This window comes from Burkholderia sp. NLJ2 (genome assembly GCF_049487195.1).
Classification (GTDB): Bacteria; Pseudomonadota; Gammaproteobacteria; order Burkholderiales; family Burkholderiaceae; genus Burkholderia; species Burkholderia pyrrocinia.
The window spans coordinates 1,215,744-1,239,423 of the sequence record NZ_CP137808.1 but is presented as its reverse complement, the minus strand read 5'-3'; the positions used below and the strand labels follow the sequence as shown (position 1 = coordinate 1,239,423).

General features: G+C 66.4%; 25 protein-coding genes and 4 tRNA genes. 10 read left to right on the top strand and 19 right to left on the bottom strand.

From position 1 onward, the window contains the following. The first annotated feature begins 111 nt into the window (after positions 1–111). From R9B84_RS05805 to R9B84_RS05795, 3 genes are read left to right on the top strand one after another with little or no spacing between them, the layout of a single operon-like run. Positions 112–747, top strand: a complete 636-nt coding sequence (locus R9B84_RS05805; protein WP_423759543.1) for an SCO family protein — start codon at positions 112–114, stop codon at positions 745–747. A 12-nt stretch (positions 748–759) separates the two neighbouring features. After that, on the top strand, positions 760–1,206 hold the full coding sequence (locus R9B84_RS05800) for a copper chaperone PCu(A)C (protein WP_423759542.1): 447 nt from the start codon (positions 760–762) through the stop codon (positions 1,204–1,206). Between the two features lie 10 nt (positions 1,207–1,216). Continuing rightward, entirely contained in the window at positions 1,217–2,086 is an 870-nt protein-coding gene (locus R9B84_RS05795; protein ID WP_423759541.1) for a cytochrome c oxidase assembly protein, read from the top strand. A gap of 22 nt (positions 2,087–2,108) precedes the next feature. Here the strand turns inward: R9B84_RS05795 and R9B84_RS05790 are convergent, their stop codons facing one another. Then, positions 2,109–2,600: a GNAT family N-acetyltransferase gene (locus R9B84_RS05790; RefSeq protein WP_423759540.1), complete on the bottom strand. Its 492-nt coding sequence runs from the start codon at positions 2,598–2,600 to the stop codon at positions 2,109–2,111. Positions 2,601–2,726: 126 nt separating this feature from the next. Continuing rightward, positions 2,727–3,593 carry a pirin family protein gene (locus R9B84_RS05785; protein ID WP_423759539.1) on the bottom strand — a complete coding sequence of 289 codons (867 nt, stop codon included), beginning with the start codon at positions 3,591–3,593 and terminating at the stop codon, positions 2,727–2,729. 109 nt (positions 3,594–3,702) lie between these two features. On the opposite strand from R9B84_RS05785, the gene R9B84_RS05780 reads away from it, so the two are divergent. Beyond that, the gene (locus R9B84_RS05780; RefSeq protein WP_423759538.1) at positions 3,703–4,620 is read left to right on the top strand and encodes a LysR family transcriptional regulator; all 918 of its coding nucleotides are present in this window, start codon (positions 3,703–3,705) and stop codon (positions 4,618–4,620) included. Positions 4,621–4,722: 102 nt separating this feature from the next. Continuing rightward, the gene (locus R9B84_RS05775) at positions 4,723–5,226 is read left to right on the top strand and encodes a GAF domain-containing protein (RefSeq protein ID WP_423759537.1); all 504 of its coding nucleotides are present in this window, start codon (positions 4,723–4,725) and stop codon (positions 5,224–5,226) included. Positions 5,227–5,351: 125 nt separating this feature from the next. Here the strand turns inward: R9B84_RS05775 and map are convergent, their stop codons facing one another. Together map and R9B84_RS05765 are read right to left on the bottom strand one after the other, a co-directional pair. After that, positions 5,352–6,158, bottom strand: coding sequence for a type I methionyl aminopeptidase (gene map / locus R9B84_RS05770; RefSeq protein ID WP_423759536.1), 807 nt, complete (start codon positions 6,156–6,158; stop codon positions 5,352–5,354). Further along, entirely contained in the window at positions 6,158–6,394 is a 237-nt protein-coding gene (locus R9B84_RS05765) for a ParD-like family protein (protein WP_423759963.1), read from the bottom strand. Before R9B84_RS05765 ends, map begins: the two co-directional genes overlap by 1 nt. Positions 6,395–6,542: 148 nt before the next feature. Here R9B84_RS05765 and R9B84_RS05760 point away from each other — a divergent pair, with 148 nt between their 5' ends. Together R9B84_RS05760 and R9B84_RS05755 are read left to right on the top strand one after the other, a co-directional pair. Next, complete coding sequence (locus R9B84_RS05760; protein ID WP_423759535.1) at positions 6,543–7,166, top strand: helix-turn-helix domain-containing protein; 624 nt, start codon at positions 6,543–6,545, stop codon at positions 7,164–7,166. Positions 7,167–7,236: 70 nt separating this feature from the next. Next, positions 7,237–7,785, top strand: a complete 549-nt coding sequence (locus R9B84_RS05755; protein WP_423759534.1) for a GNAT family N-acetyltransferase — start codon at positions 7,237–7,239, stop codon at positions 7,783–7,785. A 90-nt stretch (positions 7,786–7,875) separates the two neighbouring features. On the opposite strand, the gene R9B84_RS05750 is transcribed toward R9B84_RS05755, so the two are convergent. The 6 genes from R9B84_RS05750 to uvrC all read right to left on the bottom strand — a co-directional run bounded on the left by R9B84_RS05750 (position 7,876) and on the right by uvrC (position 11,251). Further along, a tRNA-Cys gene (locus R9B84_RS05750) sits at positions 7,876–7,949 on the bottom strand. A gap of 100 nt (positions 7,950–8,049) precedes the next feature. Continuing rightward, positions 8,050–8,125: transfer RNA gene (locus R9B84_RS05745), tRNA-Gly, on the bottom strand. A 51-nt stretch (positions 8,126–8,176) separates the two neighbouring features. Then, positions 8,177–8,252, bottom strand: a tRNA-Gly gene (locus R9B84_RS05740). 52 nt (positions 8,253–8,304) lie between these two features. After that, positions 8,305–8,380, bottom strand: a tRNA-Gly gene (locus R9B84_RS05735). 142 nt (positions 8,381–8,522) lie between these two features. Next, complete coding sequence (pgsA, locus tag R9B84_RS05730; RefSeq protein WP_006482193.1) at positions 8,523–9,110, bottom strand: CDP-diacylglycerol--glycerol-3-phosphate 3-phosphatidyltransferase; 588 nt, start codon at positions 9,108–9,110, stop codon at positions 8,523–8,525. Positions 9,111–9,208: 98 nt separating this feature from the next. Then, a complete protein-coding gene (uvrC, locus tag R9B84_RS05725) occupies positions 9,209–11,251 on the bottom strand; it encodes an excinuclease ABC subunit UvrC (RefSeq protein ID WP_423759533.1) in 2,043 nt (680 codons plus the stop codon). 76 nt (positions 11,252–11,327) lie between these two features. Here uvrC and earP point away from each other — a divergent pair, with 76 nt between their 5' ends. From earP to R9B84_RS05710, 3 genes are all read left to right on the top strand, one after another. Then, a complete protein-coding gene (gene earP / locus R9B84_RS05720) occupies positions 11,328–12,521 on the top strand; it encodes an elongation factor P maturation arginine rhamnosyltransferase EarP (protein ID WP_423759532.1) in 1,194 nt (397 codons plus the stop codon). Between the two features lie 126 nt (positions 12,522–12,647). Continuing rightward, complete coding sequence (gene efp / locus R9B84_RS05715) at positions 12,648–13,205, top strand: elongation factor P (protein WP_047900193.1); 558 nt, start codon at positions 12,648–12,650, stop codon at positions 13,203–13,205. A gap of 268 nt (positions 13,206–13,473) precedes the next feature. Continuing rightward, positions 13,474–14,859, top strand: coding sequence for a sigma-54-dependent transcriptional regulator (locus R9B84_RS05710; protein WP_423759531.1), 1,386 nt, complete (start codon positions 13,474–13,476; stop codon positions 14,857–14,859). 189 nt (positions 14,860–15,048) lie between these two features. Here the strand turns inward: R9B84_RS05710 and nagZ are convergent, their stop codons facing one another. The 9 genes from nagZ to R9B84_RS05665 form a co-directional block, all read right to left on the bottom strand. Beyond that, complete coding sequence (gene nagZ, locus R9B84_RS05705; protein WP_423759530.1) at positions 15,049–16,077, bottom strand: beta-N-acetylhexosaminidase; 1,029 nt, start codon at positions 16,075–16,077, stop codon at positions 15,049–15,051. Positions 16,078–16,093: 16 nt separating this feature from the next. Beyond that, positions 16,094–16,528, bottom strand: coding sequence for a holo-ACP synthase (gene acpS, locus R9B84_RS05700; protein ID WP_423759529.1), 435 nt, complete (start codon positions 16,526–16,528; stop codon positions 16,094–16,096). 72 nt (positions 16,529–16,600) lie between these two features. Then, positions 16,601–17,377, bottom strand: a complete 777-nt coding sequence (pdxJ, locus tag R9B84_RS05695) for a pyridoxine 5'-phosphate synthase (RefSeq protein ID WP_047900189.1) — start codon at positions 17,375–17,377, stop codon at positions 16,601–16,603. Next, positions 17,374–18,210, bottom strand: coding sequence for a DNA repair protein RecO (recO, locus tag R9B84_RS05690; protein ID WP_072435992.1), 837 nt, complete (start codon positions 18,208–18,210; stop codon positions 17,374–17,376). Before recO ends, pdxJ begins: the two co-directional genes overlap by 4 nt. Continuing rightward, positions 18,197–19,096 (bottom strand): GTPase Era, encoded by a 900-nt coding sequence (gene era / locus R9B84_RS05685; protein WP_321791319.1) that lies wholly within the window; start codon positions 19,094–19,096, stop codon positions 18,197–18,199. Before era ends, recO begins: the two co-directional genes overlap by 14 nt. Before the next feature lie 60 nt (positions 19,097–19,156). Continuing rightward, the gene (gene rnc / locus R9B84_RS05680; protein WP_423759528.1) at positions 19,157–20,383 is read right to left on the bottom strand and encodes a ribonuclease III; all 1,227 of its coding nucleotides are present in this window, start codon (positions 20,381–20,383) and stop codon (positions 19,157–19,159) included. Between the two features lie 153 nt (positions 20,384–20,536). Continuing rightward, complete coding sequence (gene lepB, locus R9B84_RS05675; protein ID WP_047900185.1) at positions 20,537–21,430, bottom strand: signal peptidase I; 894 nt, start codon at positions 21,428–21,430, stop codon at positions 20,537–20,539. 16 nt (positions 21,431–21,446) lie between these two features. Further along, complete coding sequence (gene lepA / locus R9B84_RS05670; protein WP_423759527.1) at positions 21,447–23,240, bottom strand: translation elongation factor 4; 1,794 nt, start codon at positions 23,238–23,240, stop codon at positions 21,447–21,449. A 203-nt stretch (positions 23,241–23,443) separates the two neighbouring features. Beyond that, the gene (locus R9B84_RS05665; protein ID WP_423759526.1) at positions 23,444–23,680 is read right to left on the bottom strand and encodes a glutaredoxin family protein; all 237 of its coding nucleotides are present in this window, start codon (positions 23,678–23,680) and stop codon (positions 23,444–23,446) included.

Below are 23,680 nucleotides of genomic sequence, written 5' to 3'. Positions count from 1 at the left end.
CGGATTTCGAAAGGACGCCGGCGCGCGAATTGCGCTACAGTCGCAACCGCCTGCCGCGCGACGCATGGCGCCGCGCCGGCCGGCCACCATTTCGTCCGATCGAGCCCCAGGATGTCGTCTGCCCTTCGCGCGCCACACCGGCGCTTCTCCCGCTTCATCCGCACGGCGGCGGCCCTCGCCGCCGCCGTGGCGCTCGCCGCGTGCACGCACGACGAGCCACGCTGGAACCTGACCAACGTCACCGGCCACCTGCCCGACCTGTCGTTCACGCTGACGGGCGGCGATGGCCATCCCGTCGACGCCGATGCGTTCCACGGCCGTGTCGCACTCGTCTACTTCGGCTACACGCACTGCCCCGACGTCTGCCCCGAAACGATGGCGCGGCTGATGGAAGCGCTCGCGAAGCTCGGCCCGCAGGCGAACGACGTGCGCATCCTGTTCGTCTCGGTCGATCCCGCGCGCGACACGCCGCAGGCGATGCAGTCGTATGTCGCCGCGTTCGACGCCGCGCATGCGCGCGGCCTGACCGGCACCGACCGTCAGATCGAATCGCTCGCGAAGCGCTATCGCGTTGCGTACCAGATGGAAAAACGCGATCCGTCCGGCGGCTACGAAGTCACGCACAGCTCGGCCGTCTACATCTTCGACGCGAGCGGCCGCGCACGCCTGCTCGCGACCGACCGCGACTCGCCCGACGCCATCGCCGCCGACGTGCGCCGGATCATCGACACCGCCTCCACTACCTGAATGCATTCCGACATGAAGACGAAGACGACACTCAAGACGTTCGCCCTCCTCGCCGCGCTGTGCGCCGGCGCCCAAGCCTATGCCGCCGGCACGATCACCGCGCAGAACGCTTGGGTGCGCTGGCTGCCGAACAAGCTGCCGGCCGGCGGCTACGTGACGCTCGTGAACACGGGCGACAAGCCGGTCGATCTCGTCGACGTCGACAGCCCCGACTACGGGATGACGATGCTGCACCAGACCGTCTCGAACGGCTCGACGCAGAAGATGGAAATGGTCGACAAGCTGACGATCCCCGCGCGCGGCAAGGTCGACATCGCGCCGGGCGGCTACCACTTCATGCTCGAGGAGCCGAAGCACGCGATCAAGCCCGGCGACACCGTGCACCTGCGCCTGAAATTCTCCGACGGCGAAACCGTCGACGCACCGTTCGCGGTGAAGTCGCCGGCCCAGTCGAAGTGATGCGCGCGCGATGAACCTCCTGTATTGGCTCGATCCGTGGGAGCCGTCGCCGACCGTCGTCATCGCGGTGCTGACGGCCGCCGTGCTGTTCGCGCGCGGCGTGAAGAAGGCGAAGGTGTCGCCGCTGCGGCAGTTCTCGTTCTGGTTCGGGCTGACGGCGCTCTACGTCGCACTGCATACACGGCTCGACTATTTCTTCGAGCACGAGTTCTTCCTGCACCGCGCGCAGCATCTCGTGCTGCACCACCTTGGGCCGTTCTTCATCGCGCTGTCCTATCCGGGCGCGGCGATTCGCGCAGGCATTCCGTTCAGTTGGCGGCAACGCTTCGTGCGTCCGGCGCTCGCATGGGCGCCCGTGCGGGCGACGCTTGACGTGGTGTTCCATCCGGTCGTCGCGGTCGTGCTGTTCGTCGGGCTGATCTATTTCTGGCTGCTGTCGCCGATCCACTTCATCGCGATGCTCGACTGGCGTCTCTATCGTGTGATGAACTGGAGCATGGTGATCGACGGGCTGCTGTTCTGGTGGCTCGTCGTCGATCCGCGCCCCGCGCCGCCCGCGCGGCTGTCGCCGGGCCGCCGGATCCTGATCGTCGTCGCGGCGATCCCGCCGCAGATCGCGCTCGGCGCGCTGATCTTCTTCACGCCGCAGGAGCTGTACCCGATCTACTCGATCTGCGGCCGCGCATTCACGTGGTTGAGCCCGCTGCGCGACCAGCAGATCGGCGGCCTGCTGCTGTGGATTCCCGGCTCGATGATGAGTGTGATCGGCGCGCTGATCGCGCTGCGGCACTGGCTGCGGCTGTCCGCGCGCGGGCGCCTGATCGGGGAACGTGCCGTACAGCGCGCGGACAAGCCGTCGGTGGCACACGCCGCGCACTGACTGCTGCGCGGCGCGCGGCGCGTCACGCGCGCGCGCTGCTCATCCACACGTGCGGGATGCCGTCATCGTCGTGCACGTCCGAACTCGGCGTGAAGCCGAATGCCCCGTAAAAACGCTGCAAGTGGGCCTGCGCATGCAGGCTCACGGGTGTATCCGGCCACTGCGCGCGGATATGCTCGAGCGCACGCGACAGCAGTCCGTTGCCGAGCCCCGCGCCGCGAAATGCAGCGGTCGTCAGCACGCGGCCGATGCGCACGTCGGTGTTCTGCGCATCGGGCAGCAGCACGCGCAGATAGCCGGCCAGGCGGCCGGCCGGATCGTACGCGGCCAGGTGCCACGCGGCCTGGTCCGCGTCGTCGATGTCGCGATACACGCAGTTCTGCTCGACGACAAACACCGCGCTGCGCGCTTCGAGGATCGAGTAGATTTCGCGCGCCGTCAGCGCGTCGAAGGATTTCCAGCGCCAGTCGAGATCGGCGGCGCTCGGGGATGCGGCGGGTGCGGATGCGTTCATGTGCGGTCCTGATTCGGGCGCGCCGGCCGGCGCGCGGCAACCGCTGATTATGCCTCGAAGCACGCGCGACGCGCGACCGTCTGCCCGCGCGCAAAAAAAGGCCCCGCATCGCGCGGGGCCTGTCCGTCATGCCGGCATCTGGCCGAAGCGGCCGCTGTTGAAATCCTCGATCGCGGTACGGATCTCCGCTTGCGAGTTCATCACGAACGGCCCGTAACCGACGACGGGCTCGTCGATCGGTTCGCCGCTCAGGATCAGCAGCTTCGCGTCGCCGTTCGCTTCGATCTCGACGTCGCGGCCCTCACGGCCCAGTTGCACGAACTGCGCTTCGCGGGCGACCGTCTCGCCGTTCACCTGCACCGTGCCGCTCAGCACGACCACCGCGAGCGTGCGCCCTTCGGCGACCGGGAACCGCGCATGGCCGCCTGCCACGAGCCGCACGTCCCACACGTCGATCGGCGTGTGCGTGCGGGCCGGGCCGCGCCGCCCGTCGAGTTCGCCCGCGATGATCCGCGCCCGCCCCGCGCCGTCCGGCAGCTCGACCACGGGGATGTCCGCGTTCAGCAGCGTCTGGTAGCCGGGCGCGCCCATCTTGTCCGCGGCGGGCAGGTTCACCCACAGCTGCACCATCTCGAGCGGGCCGCCACGCTTCGTGAACGCTTCCGAGTGGAATTCCTCATGCAGGATCCCGCTCGCGGCCGTCATCCACTGCACGTCGCCCGGGCCGATCGTGCCGCCCGCGCCGGTCGAGTCGCGGTGCGCGACCTCGCCGTCATAGACGATCGTCACCGTTTCGAAGCCGCGGTGCGGATGCTGGCCGACACCGCGTGGCGCCGTAGCCGGCTCGAACGTCGCGGGGCCCGCGTAATCGAGCAGCAGGAACGGGCTCAGGTGCGTGCCGTGAGACTGGTAGCTGAACATCGAACGCACCGGGAAGCCGTCGCCGACCCAATGGCCGCGCGGCGCACTGTACACACCCTGGATCTTCTTCATTGCCCTCTCCAAATTGCGGCGAAACACGTGTTTCGCATCCTGAACATGAATATAGAGGTGGAACGATCGATCCGGTAGACTGCCAAAATCGCACTCAGCGTTCCATTTCATGAACGATAAAGAGCGGGATCTGAACGATCTCTACTACTTCGTGCAGGTCGTCGAGCACGGCGGCTTCGCGCCGGCCGGTCGTGCGCTGGACATGCCGAAATCGAAGCTGAGCCGCCGCGTCGCGCTGCTCGAGGAACGGCTCGGGATGCGGCTGATCCAGCGCTCGACGCGCCGCTTCACGGTCACCGACGTCGGCCAGACCTATTACGCGCATTGCCGTGCGATGCTCGTCGAGGCCGATGCCGCCGACGAGGCGATCGCGCTGCTGCACGAGGAGCCGCGCGGCATCGTGCGCGTCAGTTGTCCGATCGTGCTGCTCGATTCGCTGGTCGGCGCGATGATCGCCGCGTTCATGGCCGCATGCCCGCGCGTCGAGATCCACCTGGAAGCGACCAACCGGCGCGTCGACGTGGTCGGCGAAGGGATCGACGTCGCGATCCGCGTACGGCCGCCGCCGCTCGAGGACAGCGATCTCGCGCTGCGCATGCTGGCCGAGCGCGGCCAGTGCCTCGTCGCGAGCCCCGCGCTGCTGCGCGAGCGTGGCGTGCCAGCCGTTCCCGCCGATCTCGCGCGCCTGCCGAGCCTCGATCACGGTGTGCCGCAGTCCGCGCACGTGTGGAGGCTGCGCGGGCCCGACGGCGCTCAGGCTGAAATCCATCACCAGCCGCGCTTCGTGACGGGCGGCATGCTCGCGCTGCGCGCGGCGGCCGTCGCGGGCGTCGGTGTCGTGCAGTTGCCGACGATGATGGTGCGCGACGAGGTCGCGCGCGGCGAATTGACGATGGTATTGCCGGACTGGGCGCCCCGCCGCGAGATCGTCCATGCGGTGTTCGCGTCGCGGCGCGGGCTGCTGCCTGCGGTGCGGGCGCTGCTCGATTTTCTGGCGGAGCGGTTCGCGGAACTCGAGCCCGATTGAGCACGCCGCGTCGCACGCAACCGCGCGCTGCAGACCGCGCGCGCGTGCCGTAGACTGCGGTACGCGCATCGCGCATGTTCACAACCCCTATCGTTTCCCGCCATGTTCACGCTGTCCAACGACCCCACCGCCTCCAAGGCCGATCAATACGCGACGCTCGTCGAGCAGGCGCGCGCGCTTGTCGAATCCGAACGCGATCTGATCGCGAACGCGGCGAATTTCGCCGCGCTGGTCTACCACTCGCTTGACCGCCTCAACTGGGCCGGCTTTTACTTCTTCGACGGGTCGGAACTCGTGGTCGGGCCGTTCCAGGGCAAGCCCGCGTGCGTGCGGATCGCGCTCGGCAAGGGCGTGTGCGGCACGGCCGCGCAGACGCGCGAGACGCAGGTCGTGCGCGACGTGCATGACTTCCCCGGCCATATCGCATGCGACGCGGCATCGGAATCGGAAATCGTCGTGCCGCTGGTCGCCGGCGACGGCACGCTGATCGGCGTGTGGGACGTCGACAGCCCGGTTGCCGCGCGCTTCGACGACGAAGACCGCAAAGGGATGGAAGCGCTGTGCCGCGTGTTCGTCGAACACGCGTGGCAGAAGGCGCGCGGTTAAGCATCCCGCAGCCGGTCGCCGCAATCGCGCGTGAATCGCGCCGCGCGACCTGGAACGAAACGGGCCCCGCGACGGGGCCCGATCAATTGCACCGCTGCGCCGCCGTGCGCGGCGCACTGCAGGCGTCAGGCCGCGTGCGCACCGGAAAGTGCCGCAAATGCCTGCGGCTTCGCTTCGTCGGTCAGCACCTCGAAGCCCTGCTCCGTCACCACGACCATGTGCTCCCATTGCGCGGACAGCGAATGGTCCTTCGTGACGACCGTCCAGCCGTCCGCCAGCACGCGCGTGTCGCGCTTGCCCGCGTTGAGCATCGGCTCGATCGTGAAGATCATCCCCGGCCGCAGCGGCACGCCGGTGCCCGGACGCCCGTAGTGCAGCACCTGCGGCTCGTCGTGATAGACATCGCCGATGCCGTGCCCGCAGTACTCGCGGACCACGCTGAACCCTTCGCGATGCGCGACCTGCTGGATCGCATAACCGACATCGCCCAGCGTCGCGCCCGGACGCACCGCGCGGATGCCAGCGTGCATCGCCTCGTAGGTCGCCGCGACGAGGCGCCGCGCGAGTTCGCCCGGCTCGCCGACGAAATACATGCGGCTCGTATCGCCGTACCAGCCGTCCTTGATCACCGCGATGTCGAGGTTCACGATGTCGCCGTCGCGCATCGGCCGCGACGTCGGAATGCCGTGACAGACCACGTGGTTGACCGACGTGCACAGCGTCTTCGGATAACCGTGGTAGCCGATGTTCGCCGGGATCGCGCCGAGCACGTCGACGATGTATTCGCGGCAGCGCGCGTCCAGCTCGTCGGTGGTGACGCCCGGCTTCACATGCTCGGTGATCATCGTCAGCACCTGCGACGCGAGCTTCGCGGCTTCGCGCGACTTGGCGATTTCTGCAGCGCCGCGGATCGGGATTTCGCGCTTCGCCATTACGCCACCTGCTCGATGCCGTGCGCGACCGGCTCCACCGGCCCGGTGTCGCCGCCCCGTGCCTCGGCCTCGATCAGCATCCGGCAGATGTCGCCGTAAGACAGCGCCGGATTGAGTTCCGCCAGCATGCCGACACGCAGCCAGTGTTCGGCCTGCGCGTTGATCGAACGGCTCAGCGCCGTGCTCGTCGAGCGCAGCCGTTCGTGCATGTGCTCGGAAATCTTGATGATGCCCATATATCCCCAATTAAACGAAACATAGTCGGTTCGTATATTACGCTGCGCGCGACTGGCGGGCAAGCCGTTCGGATGCCGTCGCGCCATCGCGCCGGCCGCTCCTGTGCCGTTGACACCAAGTTCCAGTTTGCTGGAAAATAAATCCATCATGCAAGAATCAGTGACGACCACCGCCGACGAAACCGGCATCAACGAGCGCATCGCCCGGCGCGTGCGCGACCTGCGCACTGCCCGAGGCTACACGCTCGATGCGCTGGCCGCGCGCTCCGGCGTCAGCCGTTCGATGATCTCGCTCATCGAACGCGCGTCGGCCAGCCCGACGGCCGTCGTGCTCGACAAGCTCGCCGCAGGTCTCGGCGTGTCGCTGGCCGGGCTGTTCGGCGGCGACCGGGACGACACGCCCGTGCAGCCGCTGGCTCGGCGCGCGCAGCAGGCCGAATGGCGCGATCCGGCATCCGGTTATGTGCGGCGCAATCTGTCCCCGCCCGGCTGGCCGTCGCCGATCCAGCTCGTCGAGATCGATTTCCCGCCCGGCGCGCGCGTCGCGTACGACAGCGGCGGACGCGAAAGCGCGCTGCATCAGCAGGTGTGGATCATCAACGGCCGCGTCGACGTCACGTTCGGCGACGAGCTTCACGAACTTCACGAAGGCGACTGCCTGGCCATGCGGCTCGATCAGCCGCTGATCTTCAGCAATCCGTCGTCGCTTGCCGCGCGCTATGTCGTCGTGATCTGCGATGTGTCCGCCACCGGCGGCATTCGGAGCGTGTGATGTACTCCCCGCCCCGTCATGCGATGCGCGCGCCGTGTGCGCGCTTCGCTCAAAACCAACAGGAGCCCGCATGAATTCCCCGAACCAGCACGACGACGTGCGCCTGATCGATTGCAGCGAGGCCGAGCACGCAGCGGCCATCCTCGAGATCCTGAACGACGCGATCGCGAATTCGACCGCGCTGTACGACTACCAGCCGCGCCCGCCGGAAGCGATGGTCACGTGGTTCGCAACGAAGCGCGCGGGCGGTTTTCCGGTCGTCGGCGCAGTGGACGCGTCGGGCACGCTGCTCGGCTTCGCGAGCTGGGGCACGTTCCGTGCGTTTCCTGCGTTCAAGTACACGGTGGAGCACAGCGTCTACGTGCATCCCGACCAGCGCGGCCGCGGGCTCGGCGAGTTGCTATTGCGCGAAGTGGTGCGGCGCGCGCTCGAAGCGCAGGTACATGTCGTGGTGGGCTGCATCGATGCGACCAATGCCGGAAGCATCGCACTGCATACGAAACTGGGATTCGTGCACTCGGGCACGATCACGGAGGCGGGATTCAAGTTCGGCCGCTGGCTCGATGCGGCGTTTTATCAGCTGAAGCTCGAGACGCCGACGCAGCCGGTGGATGGCTGATCGTCCGTACGCCGTCGCATCCGCAACGGTCGCGAAGCCATGCAGAAAAAAGAAAAGCCCCGCCGAAGCGGGGCTTTTTCTCTTCCTACCTGGAGGCGCGAGCCGGAGTCGAACCGGCCTAAACGGCTTTGCAGGCCGCTGCATAACCGCTTTGCTATCGCGCCAAAAGCGGACTGTCCGGATGCCATGAAGGCAAGCGACAGATTTTTATTCGAGGACCGTAGGTCCATCAAATAAAAAGGGAAGCTTGGCTTCCCCATTACTTGGAGCGGGAGACGAGTCTCGAACTCGCGACCTCAACCTTGGCAAGGTTGCGCTCTACCAACTGAGCTACTCCCGCATTGTCCTGCACCTGCAGCGCTTTACCAGCCAACACGCTGCCAGAAAAATCTGGAGCGGGAGACGAGTCTCGAACTCGCGACCTCAACCTTGGCAAGGTTGCGCTCTACCAACTGAGCTACTCCCGCATGTGTCCTGCATCTGCAGCGCTTTGCCGACCAACACGCTGCCAGAAAAATCTGGAGCGGGAGACGAGTCTCGAACTCGCGACCTCAACCTTGGCAAGGTTGCGCTCTACCAACTGAGCTACTCCCGCGTATTGCTGCGCTACTGCTTCCCCGTCGCACTTACTTCGCCGTGCAGCGGAGAAGCGAGATTATGTCGAAGGCACATTCGTGTGTCAAGGGCTTTTCCTGCCCTTTTTCCAAAAACCTGCGCCGACGAGTACGTGGCACAGGTCACGCGCCGCCGCGCTCGCGAATTTGCGGCCACGCAAGCTTCATGTAGTACAGCATCGACCAGATCGTCAGCACCGCCGCGAGATACATCAGCCACTCGCCCCACACGCGCGTGTCGATCGTCACGATGCCGAGCGGCAGCGGCCCGTAGAACAGCAGCATCGGGATCGCGACCATCTGGCACGCGGTCTTGAACTTGCCGAGCTGGTTCACCGCGACGCTCTTCGACGCGCCGATCTGCGCCATCCACTCGCGCAGCGCCGAGATCGCGATCTCGCGGCCGACGATCACGAGCGCGATCGCCGCGTCGACCCGCGAAATCTGCACGAGGATCAGCAGCGCGGCCGTCACCATCAGCTTGTCCGCCACCGGATCGAGAAATGCGCCGAACGACGACGTCTGGTTCCACTTGCGCGCGAGAAACCCGTCGAACCAGTCGGTCAGCGCGGCGAGGATGAAGATCGCCGCCGCCGCGAGATTGCGGTGCGCGCCGCCCATCACTGTGTCCGGCAAATAGAACACGCCGACGACGAGCGGAATCAGCACGATCCGCACCCACGTCAGGAAAATCGGGAAATTGAACGGCATGGCATCCGGGACAGTAAAGGATTCGCAATTGTGCCGTGTCGACCGGCCCGCCACAAGAACGCGAAAACGCGGGCAAGGCAGCCGGCCGCACGGGCGCGTCAGTGAAGCTGTTTGTAGATCTGCTCTGCAAGCGCGTGCGAGATGCCCTCGACGCTCGCGAGTTCTTCGACACTCGCGGCAACGACGCCGCGCAACCCGCCGAAGCGCGCGAGCAGCCGCTGCCGGCGCTTCGCGCCGACGCCTTCGAGTTCCTCGAGCCGCGACGTCTGGCGCGCCTTCGCCCGCTTCGCGCGCATGCCGGTGATCGCGAAGCGGTGCGCCTCGTCGCGGATCTGCGCGACGAGCATCAGCGCGGCGCTCTCCTTGCCGAGTTCGAGCGGCGTGCGGCCGTCCGCGAACACGAGCGTCTCGAGGCCGACCTTGCGCCCCTCGCCTTTCGCGACGCCGACCAGCATCGACGTATCGAGCCCGAGCTCGGTGAACACCTGGCGCGCGATTTCGACCTGACCCTTGCCGCCGTCGATCAGCACGAGGTTCGGCAACAGGCTCGACGACTCGGCCTTGCGCGTCGACTCGCCGTCGATGCCCGCCGCATCGTCGGCGGCGGCCGCCTGCGCGGCCTGCTCGACCATCTTCTCGTAGCGGCGCGTGAGCACCTGCCGCATCGCCGCGTAATCGTCGCCCGGCGTGATGCCGGTGATGTTGTAGCGACGGTACTCGCCCGACTGCATCTTGTGATGGTGATAAACGACGCACGACGCCTGCGTCGCCTCGCCCATCGTATGGCTGATGTCGAAGCATTCGATCCGCAGCGTCGCGAGATCGTCGCATTCGTAGCCGAGCGTCTCCGCGAGCGCGCGCGTACGCGCCTGCTGCGAGCCCTGCTCGGACAGCAGCCGCGCGAGCGCGATCTGCGCGTTCTGCTCGGCCATCGACAGCCACGCGCGCCGCTGCCCCTGCGGCTGCCGCACCAGCGACACCTTGTGGCCGGCCTGCTCGGACAGCAGCTCGAGCAGGTCGCGGCTCGCGGGCGCATGACTCACGACGAGCACCGGCGGCACGCGGTTGCCGAGATAGTGCTGCGAGATGAACGCATCGAGCACCTCCGCCTCGACCGACGCCACCGCGTCGCCACGCGCGCTGCCGCCTTCGTCCGCAGCCTGATCGGACAGCACACCGTCAGTCGCGTCGGTCACGTCGGCAATTTCCGCCACCTCGGTGTCGTCGCCGAGACCGCCCTCGGCGAGCGTCAGCGCGCTTTCGACGTGCGTCGGGAAATACGCCTTGTCGCCGAGATGCCGGCCGCCGCGCACCATCGCGAGGTTCACGCACACGCGTCCGCCCTGCGCGACGACCGCCAGAATGTCGACGTCGCTGTCGCTGCCGACCTCGATCGCCTGCTGGTGCAGCACCGTCGCGAGCGAACTCATCTGGTTGCGCACGGCCGCCGCCTGCTCGAATTTCAGCTCGGCCGCGAACGCGTGCATCTTCTGCTCGAGCTCCTTCATCACTTCCGACTGCCGGCCGAGCAGGAAACGCGCGGCGTTCGACACGTCGACCGCGTAATCCTCGTCGGAGATCGCGCCGACGCACGGCGCCGTGCAGCGCCCGATCTGGTGCAGCAGGCAAGGCCGCGTACGGTTGTTGAAGACCGAATCCTCGCAGGTCCGCAACTGGAACACGCGCTGCAGGATCTGGATGCTCTCGCGCACGGCCCACGCGCTCGGGAACGGCCCGAAATACTGGTTCTGCTTGTCGACCGAGCCGCGGTAGTAGGCCATCCGCGGAAAACGGTGCGCGGTGAGCTTCAGGTACGGATACGACTTGTCGTCGCGAAACAGGATGTTGTAGCGCGGCGCGAGCGCCTTGATCAGGTTGTTCTCGAGCAGCAGCGCCTCGGCTTCCGAGCGCGTAACGGTCGTCTCGATGCGTGCGATGCGCGTGACCATCATCGCGATGCGCGGCGACAGTTGCGTCTTCGTGAAGTAGCTCGACACGCGCTTCTTCAGGTCGCGCGCCTTGCCGACGTAGAGGACGGCGCCCGCCGTGTCGTAATAGCGATAGACACCCGGCATGTGCGGCAACTGCGCAAGGATCTTCTTCGGTTCGAACGGAGTATCGGAGGCTTCTGGGGATGTCATGCGTGATCCGGGCGCCTTGTAACGCGGAACGGGTCTATTAGAATCGCCAGTTTAGAGCATTCACCGGCCCGCTTCGATGCCACGCACCACTGCTGTCCCCCAATCCGCTGAGCCGCTCGCGCCGGGCGAACCGATCGCCTGCGACCTCTTCTGCACGGTGATCGACAATTTCGGCGACATCGGCGTGTGCTGGCGCGTCGCGCGCCAGCTCGCACACGAGCACGGCTGGCAGGTTCGCCTGTTCGTCGACGACCTGCGCACGTTCGTGCGCCTGCTGCCGGGGGTCGATCCCGACGCGGGACGGCAGGCGGTCGACGGCATCGTGATCGAGCACTGGCATGCGGAAGCCGGCGACGCGCTGGAGATCGCCGATGTCGTGATCGAGGCGTTCGCGTGCGAGCTGCCCGGCGTGTATCTCGCCGCGATGGCGCGCCGCGCGCGGCGCCCGGTGTGGATCAACCTCGAATACCTGAGCGCCGAGGACTGGGTCGCCGATTTCCATTTGCGGCCATCGCCGCATCCGCGCTACCCGCTGCTGAAGACGTTCTTCTTCCCGGGCCTGTCGGCCGGCACGGGCGGCGTCCTGAAGGAACACGACCTCGATGCGCGCCGCACCGCGTTCGAAACCGACGCGGCCGCGCGCGCCGCGTGGTGGCAGCGCGCGACCGGCGGCGCGCCGCCGGCGCCCGGCACGACGGTCGTCAGCCTGTTCGCGTACGAGAATCCGGCGGTCGACGCGCTGCTCGCGCAATGGCGCGACGGCCCGTCGCCGGTCGTCGCGCTCGTGCCGGCCGGCCGCGTGTCGCCTGCCGTGGCGCGCTTTTTCGGGGTCGAGTCGTTCGGCGCGGGCACGCATGCGAGCAGCGGCAACCTGGTCGCTCACGGGCTCGCGTTCGTTCCGCAGGCCGACTACGACCCGCTGCTGTGGGTAGCCGACATCAACTTCGTGCGCGGCGAGGATTCCTTCGTCCGTGCGCAGTGGGCACGCAAGCCGTTCGTGTGGCACATCTACCCGCAGGCCGACGATGTACACCTGCCGAAGCTCGACGCCGCGCTCGCGCACCTGTCGGCCGGCCTCGCCGACGCGCCGCGCGCGGCGCTCGAGCGCTTCTGGCATGCGTGGAACGGCGTCGGCACGCCCGACTGGGCCGATTTCCTGCAACACCGTGCCGCACTCGACGCCAACGCGGTCCGCTGGGCCGACACGCTCGCGGCCGTCGGCGATCTCGCCGGAAAGCTGGCCGAATACGCAAAATCTCAGTTAAAATAAGCGGTTATCCGACGGCTGACCAGGCAAGCGCTCGCTTTTGGCGTCCACCGGAACGCGCCGCTTGCGCCGTCAGCCGTTGCGCAACGCTCAGGCACCTATTTATTTGATTTGATCAGGACAGTTTTTATGAAGACCGCACAGGAACTCCGCGTAGGCAACGTCGTGCAGATCGGCAGCGATGCTTGGGTCATCGCCAAGGCGGAATACAACAAGTCGGGCCGTAATTCCGCCGTCGTCAAGATGAAGATGAAGAACCTGCTGACCAACGCAGGCCAGGAATCGGTCTACAAGGCAGACGACAAGTTCGACGTCGTCGTGCTCGACCGCAAGGAAGTGACGTATTCGTACTTCGCCGATCCGATGTATGTGTTCATGGACGCCGACTACAACCAGTACGAAGTCGAAGCCGAAATGATGGGCGAAGCGCTGAACTACCTCGAAGACGGCATGGCGTGCGAAGTCGTGTTCTACAACGAGAAGGCGATCTCGGTCGACCTGCCGACGGTCCTCGTTCGCGAGATCACCTACACGGAACCGGCCGTCAAGGGCGACACGTCGTCGGGCAAGGTGCTGAAGAACGCGAAGCTCGCAACGGGCTTCGAACTGCAAGTGCCGCTCTTCTGCAACACCGGCGACAAGATCGAAATCGATACGCGTACGAACGAATACCGCAGCCGCGCGTAATCGCCAGCGTTACACGCATCGAACAAAGCGCCCTTCGGGGCGCTTTTTGTTTGCCTGTCGCCAACAGCGACGGTAAAGCAGTGCCATATCGAGCACAAAATCCACCGCTAAAGATATTCAATTTGTATCATCGGTAACTGTTTTATAGCGCCGGAGAAATAATGCGCGTTACGCGTTCGGCGGGGCATAAAATCAGTTTTTAATCTGACATGCGGCTGCGGCCCCCAGGGCCGACAGCCCGCCTCTCTTGACTCGACTCGCGTCCACCATGCCACACGCACTGATTGTCGAAGACGATCCCAACAGTCTCTCCGGCCTCACCGCGCTGCTCGCCGCAGACGGCTTCTCGGTCGACACGGCCACGTCGCTCGCCGAAGCGCGCACGGCGCTCGGCCGCTCGATTCCCGATGTCGTCCTCGTCGACCTGAACCTGCCGGACGGCAGCGGCTTCGACCTGCTCCAGCACCTGCCGCAGCAACAGCCGAACGGCTCGTTGCCCGTCATCGTGCTGACGGGCAACGCGACGGTCGAAAGCGCAATCGAGGGCCTGCGTCACGGTATTTGGGACTACCTGCTGAAGCCGATCAACATTCCTCGCCTGCGCAGCCTGCTCGCGCGGATCCCGCGCCCGTACGAACTGATCGACGAAGTGCAGTCGCTGCGCGCATCGCTGCGCCAGCTCGGCCGCTTCGGCGCGCTGGTCGGCCGCAGCGACGCGATGCAGCACGTGTACGACATGATCGAGCACAACGCGCGTACCGAAACGGCCGTGCTGTTCGCGGGCGAAGCCGGCACCGGCAAGAAGCTGGCCGCGCGCACGCTGCACGAACTGAGCCGGCGCCGCAAAGGGCCGTTCGTGTCGTTCGACTGCCGGACGATCGCGCATGCCGGCCGGCACGGCGCATCGCTCGACAGCGTGCTGTTCGGCCATGAGCGCGGCGCGTTCGACGGTGCCGAGCGCCGCGAATCGGGCCTGTTCGAACAGGCGGGCGGCGGCACGCTGTTCCTCGACGAGATCACCGCGCTGCCGCTCGTGCTGCAGGAAGCGCTGCTGCATGCGCTCGATTCGCAGAACTTCATGCGGATCGGCGGCACGAGCGCGATCACGAGCGATTTCCGGCTGATCGCAACCACGCGCCGCCCGGCGCGCGAAGCGGTCGCGAACGGCACGCTGCGCGAGGATCTGTGGCTGCGCCTCGACGCGGCATCGATCACGATGCCGCCGCTGCGCGAGCGCGACGGCGACGCGCTCGCGATCGCGGACGCGCTGATCGACGAACTGAACCGCGAAGCGCGTGCAACCGGCCGCAGCACGACCGACAAGCGCGCGGCACCGGGCTTCGTGCGCGAATGCGTGTCCTACGAATGGCCCGGCAACGTGCGCGAGTTGCAGGAGCGCGTGCGCTTCGCGTACGACGCCTCGGGCGATTTCATCGAGACGCTGCGCGCGGGCGAAACCAGCTTCGCCGCCGGCGCCGCGCTGAACGGCAGCAGCGTGCAGATCAAGGTCGGCACGCCGCTGGCCGACGTCGAGGATCTGCTGATCCGCGCGACGCTCGATGCAGTCGGCGGCACGCGCCACCGCGCGGCGACGCTGCTCGGCATCAGCCCGAAGACGCTGTACAACAAGTTGCAGCGGATGAAGGTGAACTGAACGGGCGGCGATGCATGCGGACGCTGGCAGGATTCGACCGTTAGTTGCGCTATAAGGTCGCCGCGCCGGCGTCCCGATTTCCGCCGCAGTCCTGTTCACGCCTGCGGTACCCCATGCAAAAAGCCGCGCAACAGCGCGGCTTTTTGCTACAGCGACCGGAATGGCGCGGTACCGCGCCGCCCCCCCCGCTTACGCCAGTGCGCTGCTCAACAGCGCCTGCGCCTGCAGATACTCGGGCTGCACGATCAGCTTGTCCCACTTGAGCGCCTTGCCGCGCGCGCGCATCCGCTTGATGCGCCGCGCCGACTCTGCCGACGCCTGCGCCTTCAGCCCGTTCAGCACGACTTCGGCCGCGTCCGGCTGGTTGCAGACGAGCACCATGTCGCACCCGGCGGCGAGCGCGGCGTCGGCCGCCTGCGTGAGCGTGCCGCCTTCGCGGGCGGCTTCCATCGACAGGTCGTCGCTGAAGATCGCGCCCGTGAAGCCGAGCCGGCCGCGCAGGATGTCCTGCAACCACACGCGCGAGAAACCGGCCGGCCGCTTGTCGACCTGCGTGTAGATCACATGCGCGGGAATCACCGCGGACAGCGACAAGCCGAGCCAGTCGTACGGCGCGACGTCCTGCTTGATGATCGCGTCGAGCGTGCGATCGTCGGTCGGCAGCGCGACGTGCGAATCGGCCTCCGCGAAGCCGTGCCCCGGAAAATGCTTGCCGCAGTTCGCCATCCCGGCAAGCGACAGCCCGTGGTTCAGGCTCTTCGCGAGCAACGTGACGACGCGCGGGTCGCGATGGAATGCGCGATCGCCGATCACTTTCGAGTGCCCGTAGTCGAGATCGAGCACGGGCGTGAAGCTCATGTCGATCCCGCACGCGCGCAGCTCGGCGGCCAGGATGTAGCCGACGGCGGTCGCGACCTTCGTCGCGAGCAGCACGTCGCGATCCCACAGCTCGCCGACGCGGCGCATCGCGGGCAGCACCGTGAAGCCGTCGGTGCGGAAACGCTGCACGCGCCCGCCTTCGTGATCGACGGCGATCAGGATGTCTTCGCGCACCGCGCGGATCGAGTCGGTCAGCGCGGTCAGCTGCGCGCGATTCTGGAAGTGCCGCGCGAACAGGATCACGCCGCCGGTGTTCGGATGCGCGAGGCGCCGCGCATCGTCGCGCGACAGGGCCGTGCCGACGACGTCGAGCATGACCGGGCCGGGAGTCGTTTTCATCGAATCGGGAATTCCGTCAGGAGGGGGTTCGGGTAACAGGTGCAGGTGCAGGCGCGGCGTCCGTCTCGGCGATCACGAACGACACCGCATAGTCGCGTTCGTCGCTGACCGTCACGCGCGCCGTGATGCCGCGCGCGGCAAGCCAGTCGGCCAGCTCGCCCGACGCGACCACGTACGGCTCGCCGCTCGGGTGGTTGAGGGTCTGCAATGCACGCCACGTCATCGGCCAGTGCATGCCGAGCCCGATCGCCTTCGAGAACGCTTCCTTCGCGGAAAAACGCGTCGCGAGAAACGCAATGCCGCGCGCCTCGGAACGTGCGCGACGCGCATGGAACACGCGCAGTTCGTCGGGGCCCAGCACCTTCTCGGCAAACCGGCCGCCCGTGCGCTCGAGCACGGCCGCGATGCGGCTCACCTGGGCAATGTCGGTACCGATGCCGTAGATCGCCATGTCAGTACGCGCCGGCGTGCTCCGGCGGAGCCGGGTGACGAACGACGCGCGCGGCGCGATGCAATTTCATCTTCAGCGCGCGCCGCCATGCAGCGCGGCGACGCGTGCGGCGACCATGATCGCCTTCATCTCGCGCACCGCGTTGTCCCAGCCGGCGAAGATCGCGTGCGCGACGATCGCGTGGCCGATGTTCAGCTCGACGATGCCGTCGATCGCGGCGATCTGCTGCACGTTCGTGTAGTGCAGACCGTGCCCCGCGTTGACCTTCAGGCCGAGCTGCGCGCCAGCCTGCACGCCCGCGACGATGCGCTCGTATTCGCGCTGCTGCGCGGCTTCGTCGTGCGCCTCGGCGTAACGGCCCGTATGCAGCTCGATCACCGGCGCGCCCGCTTCGTGCGCGGCGCGGATCTGCGTTTCGTCCGGGTCGATGAACAGCGACACGCGCACGCCCACGTCGGCAAGCTGCTTGCACGCCGCGCGCACGGCCTCGAAGTGGCCGGCGACATCGAGGCCGCCTTCGGTCGTCAGTTCCTCGCGCTTCTCGGGCACGAGGCACGCGTCGTGCGGACGCACTTCGCACGCGATGTCGAGCATCTCGGCCGTCACCGCGCATTCGAGGTTCATGCGCGTCTTCAGCAGCGGGCGCAGCTTGCGCACGTCCGCGTCGACGATGTGGCGGCGATCCTCGCGCAGGTGCAGCGTGATCGCGTCCGCGCCGGCCTCTTCGGCGGCGAGCGCCGCGCGGATCGGATCGGGATAGGTCGTGCCGCGCACATTGCGCAACGTCGCGACATGGTCGATGTTCACGCCGAGGTCGATGGCGGTGGGCGTTGTCAGGAAGAAGCTCATAGGTTTTGCAGGTCGATCAGGATCTGGCGCGTGGCAAGCGGCGTACCGCCGAGATAGGTGTTCAGCAGGAAGCGCATCAGCGTCTTGCTTTGCGCAACCGTCTGGGCTCGATGGTAATCGTCCTGCTCCATGTCGAGCAACGTCTGTCCGGTGATGACCGGCCAGTGCGACGGTACATCGTCATCCGCATTGCGCACGCCGCGCTCGGGATCGAACACGTACCGGCGGTCGGGTTCGACCGCACGACGCGCGACCGTGCGGTTCAGCGCCATCGCATAGCCGGTCTCGCGCAGCAGCACGCGCTCGAACGAGCGCAGCACCTGCACCGCGGGTTCGCCGTGCGCGAGGCGCGTGAGGGTCAGCACGTAATGATTGAACAGCGGCGGCTGGGGATCCTCCCGCGCGCAGAATTTCACGAGCAGCTCGTTCGCGTAGAAGCCGCACAGCAGCCCGTCGCCGACGAGCGGCAGCATCCCGCCGACCCACTCGGCGCCGGTCAGCGTGCGCACCTCGGATTTGCCCGACCAGGACAGCAGCAGCGGCTGGAATGTCTGCAGCACGCCGCGCAGCGCGGAGTGCGGGCGCTTTGCACCCTTCGCGACGAGCGCGAGCCGGCCATGATCGCGCGTCAGCACGTCGACGATCAGGCTCGTTTCCCGGTACGGATAGCTGTGCAACACAAACGCCGGCTGCTCGGCGACGCGGAAATCGGACGTGCGAGACGTCGCGCGCCGCGCCTTGCGCGGCGGTTCGGGCGGTGCCGGCAACGGCGCGTCGTTCGCGCCGGCCGTCACCGCATCTTCAGTCGACGTCAGCGCGTCATTCGTACCCATAGGCGCGCAGCCCCGCCTCGTTGTCGGCCCAGCCGCTCTTCACCTTCACGAAGGTCTCGAGGTACACGGGGCCATCGAACAGCTTCTCCATATCCATCCGCGCCTCGGTGCTGATCTGCTTGAGCTTCTCGCCCTTCTTGCCGATCACCATCGCCTTGTGCGTATCGCGTTCGACGAGGATCGTCGCGAAGATGCGCTTCAGGCGCCCCTCCTCCTCGAACTTGTCGATCAGCACGGTGCTCGTGTACGGCAGTTCGTCGCCGGTCCAGCGGAACACCTTCTCGCGCAGGATTTCAGCAGCGAGAAAGCGCGAGCTACGGTCGGTCAGCTCGTCCTCGCCATAGATCGGCTCGCCTTCCGGCAGGTACGGCTTGATCGTGTCCAGCAGGCGCTTGATGTCTTCCGGCCGCTGCGCCGACAGCGGCACGAGCTCGGTGAATTCGCGCAGCGTGCTCATCTGCTGCATGAACGGGAACAGCGTCGCCTTGTCGGTCACGCGGTCGATCTTGTTCGCGATCAGCAGCGTCGGCATGCCGGGCGGGATCAGGTCGAGCACCTTCTGGTCGTCGGGCCCGAAGCGGCCCGCTTCGATCACGAACAGGATCACGTCGACCGACGTGAGCGTCGACGTGACCGCGCGGTTCAGCGAACGGTTCAGCGCGGTGCTGTGACGGGTCTGGAAGCCCGGCGTATCGACGAACACGAACTGCGCGTCGTCGAACGTGTTGATGCCGGTGATGCGGTGGCGGGTCGTCTGCGCCTTGCGCGACGTGATGCTGATCTTCTGGCCGACGAGTGCGTTCATCAACGTCGACTTGCCGACGTTCGGGCGGCCCACGATCGCGATCATGCCGCAACGGAAACCGGTAGGAGCGGGAGTGTTCATATCGTTTGGGAGACAGGTTCGGAAACGGCCGCGCGGCGCGCGGCGCGATCGATGGGCAATTCAGTGGTCGGCATCGGCCACGCGCGCCTGCGTGGCAGCGAGGCTCGCACCGCCCGGCGGCGTATCGGAATCGGGCGCCGCGGCATCGCGTGCGCGCACGGTCGCCCGCGAAGCGGGGTCGGAACCGGCGGGAAGCTTGTCGGCGGACGACGATGCCGGATCGGCTGCCTGGCCGGCCGGCTTGTCGGCTGCGCGCGGCGCGGCTTCCGCGGGCTTTTCCGCAACTTTGTCGGTGCGCTCGGCTGGCTTTTCGGCAACCTTGTCGGTCGCCGGCTTCGCCGCCCGTTCGCCCTTGTCGGCAGCTGTCTCGACATGCGCGGCGCGAATCGCGGCCATCGGCGCCGCAGCCGGCTCCGCGCCGGCGCCGGTCGCAGCGGTTGCCGCGGGCACCGCGCCGGCCGCCTTGGCCTCGCGCGCCGCCGCACGTTCCTTCCGCTCCGGCGAGCGCAGGTCGAGCGCTTCCTGCACGCCCTTCACGCCCGGCACGATTTCGGGTTCGATATGCTTCGACCCGCGCGCATTCTTCGAGCGTTTCGGCTTCGCGGCCAGCATCGGCGCGGCCGCCATCACCTCGTCGAGCGCCTTCTTCGCCGCTGCCTGCTCGGCCGCGCGCCGGCTCGCGCCGGAGCCCGACACCTTCACGTCCAGCTTCGGCACCGTGCATTCGACTTCGAATTGCTGATTGTGCGCCGCACCATGTGTCGCGACGACCGTGTAGGTCGGCAGCGCGATCTTGTGCCCCTGCAGGTATTCCTGCAGCAGCGTCTTCGCATCCTTGCCGAGGGTGCGCGGATCGATGTGGTCGAGAATCGGGATGTAGAGGCGCTTGATGACCCCTTGGGCGGCTTCGAAGCCGCCATCGAGGAACACGGCCCCGATGATGGCTTCGAACGCGTCCGCGAGGATCGACGGGCGGCGGAAACCGCCGCTGCGCAACTCACCCTCGCCCAGCCGCAGCCCGTCCGAAATATTCAGGGCCTGAGCAATTTCGTACAGCGACTGCTGTTTGACGAGGTTGGCGCGTACGCGCGACAGGTCACCTTCGTCCAGCTTGCTGAAACGCTGGAACAAAAGGGCGGCCACCGCGCAATTCAGAACGGAGTCGCCGAGAAACTCGAGCCGTTCGTTGTGCGTGGCACTGTGACTGCGATGGGTCAAAGCCTGGCGCAACAATTCCGCATTGCGAAATTCGTAGCGCAGCCGGCTTTCCAACTGGGATAGGGGCATGTGCAGGAGTATAACGCGGGCGCCGGTCGGGCCGAAACGGCACGGCCGGACACGAAAAGGCGTGACGAGGCGGTGTTACCGCCGGTTCTTAAAGTAGTTCGGCAATACGCGACGCGGCCCGTGCGTCGCGTATTGCGCGTACGTCGAATGCGATCAGTTGAAGGAACCGATGCGCTTCAGGTCGCTGAAGTTCATCCAGATGAAGAACGCGCGACCGACGATGTTCTGGTCGGGCACGAAACCCCAGTAGCGGCTGTCCGCGCTGTTGTCGCGGTTGTCGCCCATCATGAAGTAGTGACCGGGCGGCACCTTGCAGATCACGCCGCGGCTGTTGTACGTGCAGTTGTCGCGATACGGATAGTCGTATGCGCCCATCACGAACGGCGGCACCGCGGGATTGTTGAGGATCGCGTTCTTCCTGTTGCCGATCGTCTCCTCGAACTGCTTCGCGTAATTCTGGCGCTCGTCGTCGAAGAAATCGGGCAGCGGCGTTTCGGGCACCGGCTGGCCGTTGATCGTGAGCTGCTTGTCCTGGTACGCGACCGTGTCGCCCGGCAGGCCGATCACGCGCTTGATGTAGTCGACCGACTCGTCCTTCGGATAACGGAACACGACGACGTCGCCGCGCGACAGCGGGCTGCCCTGCGTGATCTTCGTGTTCGTGACCGGCAGGCGCAGCCCGTATTCGAACTTGTTGACGAGGATGAAGTCGCCGACAAGCAGTGTCGGCACCATCGAACCCGACGGAATCTTGAACGGCTCGATGATGAACGAACGCACGACGAACACCGCCAGGATCACCGGGAAGAAGCTCGCGGTGTACTCGAGCCACCACGGCTGGCGCAGCTTCTCGTCGCGCAGCTTCGAACGCGTCTGCACGGCGTTTTCGTCCGCGAAGCGCTTGTCGATGCGCGACTGCTGCCGATCGAACTCCTCGATCGCCGAGTCGGCCGCCAAGCGTCGCCGCGGCAGGAACACCATCTTGTCCAGCACCCACGCTACGCCCGTCACGACGACGAGCACAAAAAGAATCAGCGCAAAATTCATAAAAGGAACTGTCCTGTTATTTGTCTTCGACGCGCAAGATCGCAAGGAACGCTTCCTGCGGGATCTCGACCGAACCCACCTGCTTCATGCGTTTCTTGCCGGCCTTCTGCTTTTCGAGCAGCTTTTTCTTACGCGAGATGTCGCCGCCATAGCACTTCGCCAGCACGTTCTTGCGCAGCGCCTTGATGTTCTCGCGGGCGATGATGTGCGCACCGATCGTGGCCTGGATCGCCACGTCGTACATCTGGCGCGGAATGATCTCGCGCATCTTCGCCGCCACTTCGCGGCCGCGATACTGCGATTGCGACCGGTGGACGATCACCGACAGCGCGTCGACCTTGTCGCCGTTGATCAGCATGTCGACCTTCACGACGTCCGCCGACCGGTATTCCTTGAACTCGTAGTCCATCGACGCGTAGCCGCGCGACACCGACTTCAGGCGGTCGAAGAAATCGAGCACGATCTCGGCCATCGGGATTTCGTAGGTCAGCTGAACCTGGCGGCCGTGATACTGCATGTTGATCTGCGAGCCGCGCTTCTGCGTACACAGCGTGATCACCGAGCCGACGTAGTCCTGCGGCATGTATAGATTCACCGTGACGATCGGCTCGCGGATCTCCTCGATCCTCGGCGGTTCCGGCATCTTCGCGGGATTCTCGACCATTACGATCGAGCCGTCGCTCATCAGGACCTCGTAGACCACGGTCGGCGCCGTGGTAATGAGGTCCATGTCGAATTCGCGCTCCAGCCGCTCCTGCACGATCTCCATGTGCAGCAGACCCAGGAAGCCGCACCGGAACCCGAAACCGAGCGCCTGCGACACTTCCGGCTCGTACTGCAGCGACGCGTCGTTGAGCTTCAGCTTCTCGAGCGATTCGCGCAGCGCGTCGTACTGGTTCGCTTCCACCGGATAGAGTCCGGCGAACACCTGCGGCTTCACCTCCTTGAAGCCCGGCAGCGCTTCCGTCGCCGCCTTGGCCACGTGCGTGACGGTATCGCCGACCTTCGCGGCCGTCAGTTCCTTGATGCCGGCGATGATGAAGCCCACCTGCCCCGCCGACAGCGAATCGAGATTGCGCGACTTCGGTGTGAACACGCCGATGTGCTCGACCGGATACTGCGCGCCGGTCGCCATCATCTTGATCTTGTCCTTCGGGCGCAGCGTGCCGTTGACGATGCGCACCAGCATCACGACGCCGACGTAGTTGTCGAACCACGAATCGATGATGAGCGCCTGCAGCGGCGCGTCGGGATCGCCCTTCGGCGGCGGCACCTTCGCGATCAGCGCTTCGAGTACATCTTCGACGCCGAGGCCCGTCTTCGCGCTGCAGCGCGTCGCGTCGGTCGCATCGATGCCGATCACGTCCTCGATCTCCTCGATCGCGCTCTCGGGGTTCGCGGCCGGCAGGTCGATCTTGTTCAGCACCGGCACGACCTCGACGCCGAGCTCGATCGCCGTGTAGCAGTTCGCGACCGTCTGCGCCTCGACGCCCTGGCTCGCGTCGACGACCAGCAGCGCGCCTTCGCACGCGGACAGCGAACGGCTGACCTCGTACGAGAAGTCGACGTGCCCCGGCGTGTCGATCAGGTTCAGGTTGTAGACCTTGCCGTCGCGCGCGCGATAGGACAGTGCAGCCGTCTGCGCCTTGATCGTGATGCCGCGCTCGCGCTCGATATCCATCGAATCGAGCACCTGCGCTTCCATTTCACGGTCGGCGAGGCCGCCGCATACCTGGATGATGCGATCCGCGAGCGTCGACTTGCCATGGTCGATGTGCGCGATGATCGAGAAATTGCGAATATGATCCATTCAGTGCCGATCAAGCGAAAAAGGCGCGCTCGACGACTGCGGAGCACGCCTTGTGTAAGTCGGTGAAAAAACGGCTTATTTTAGCCGAAAAGGCCTTCAGTCGGGCGGTATTTCGGACGCCGGGCCGCGCGGCGCCCGGCCGGAGGCGCCTGCCGGGCCGAGTCCAGTGCGGCGAAGCGACGCCGGCCGGCGACCGGCCAGGCTCAGCGCCTTGCCGCGAGCGCGTCGCGCACCCTCGCGTCGTCGAACCGGTGGCGGCACACCTCCGCGCCGTCCAGCAGCAGCACCGGCACGTCCTCGTCGTAGCGGGCGACGAGCGCCGCATCGGTGTCGATGTCGACATAGTCGACCGCGACGCCGAATTCGACCGCCACCGGCGCCAGTGCGTCGCGCATGTCGTCGCACAGGTGGCACCAGCCGCGGCCGTAGAGCGTGAACAT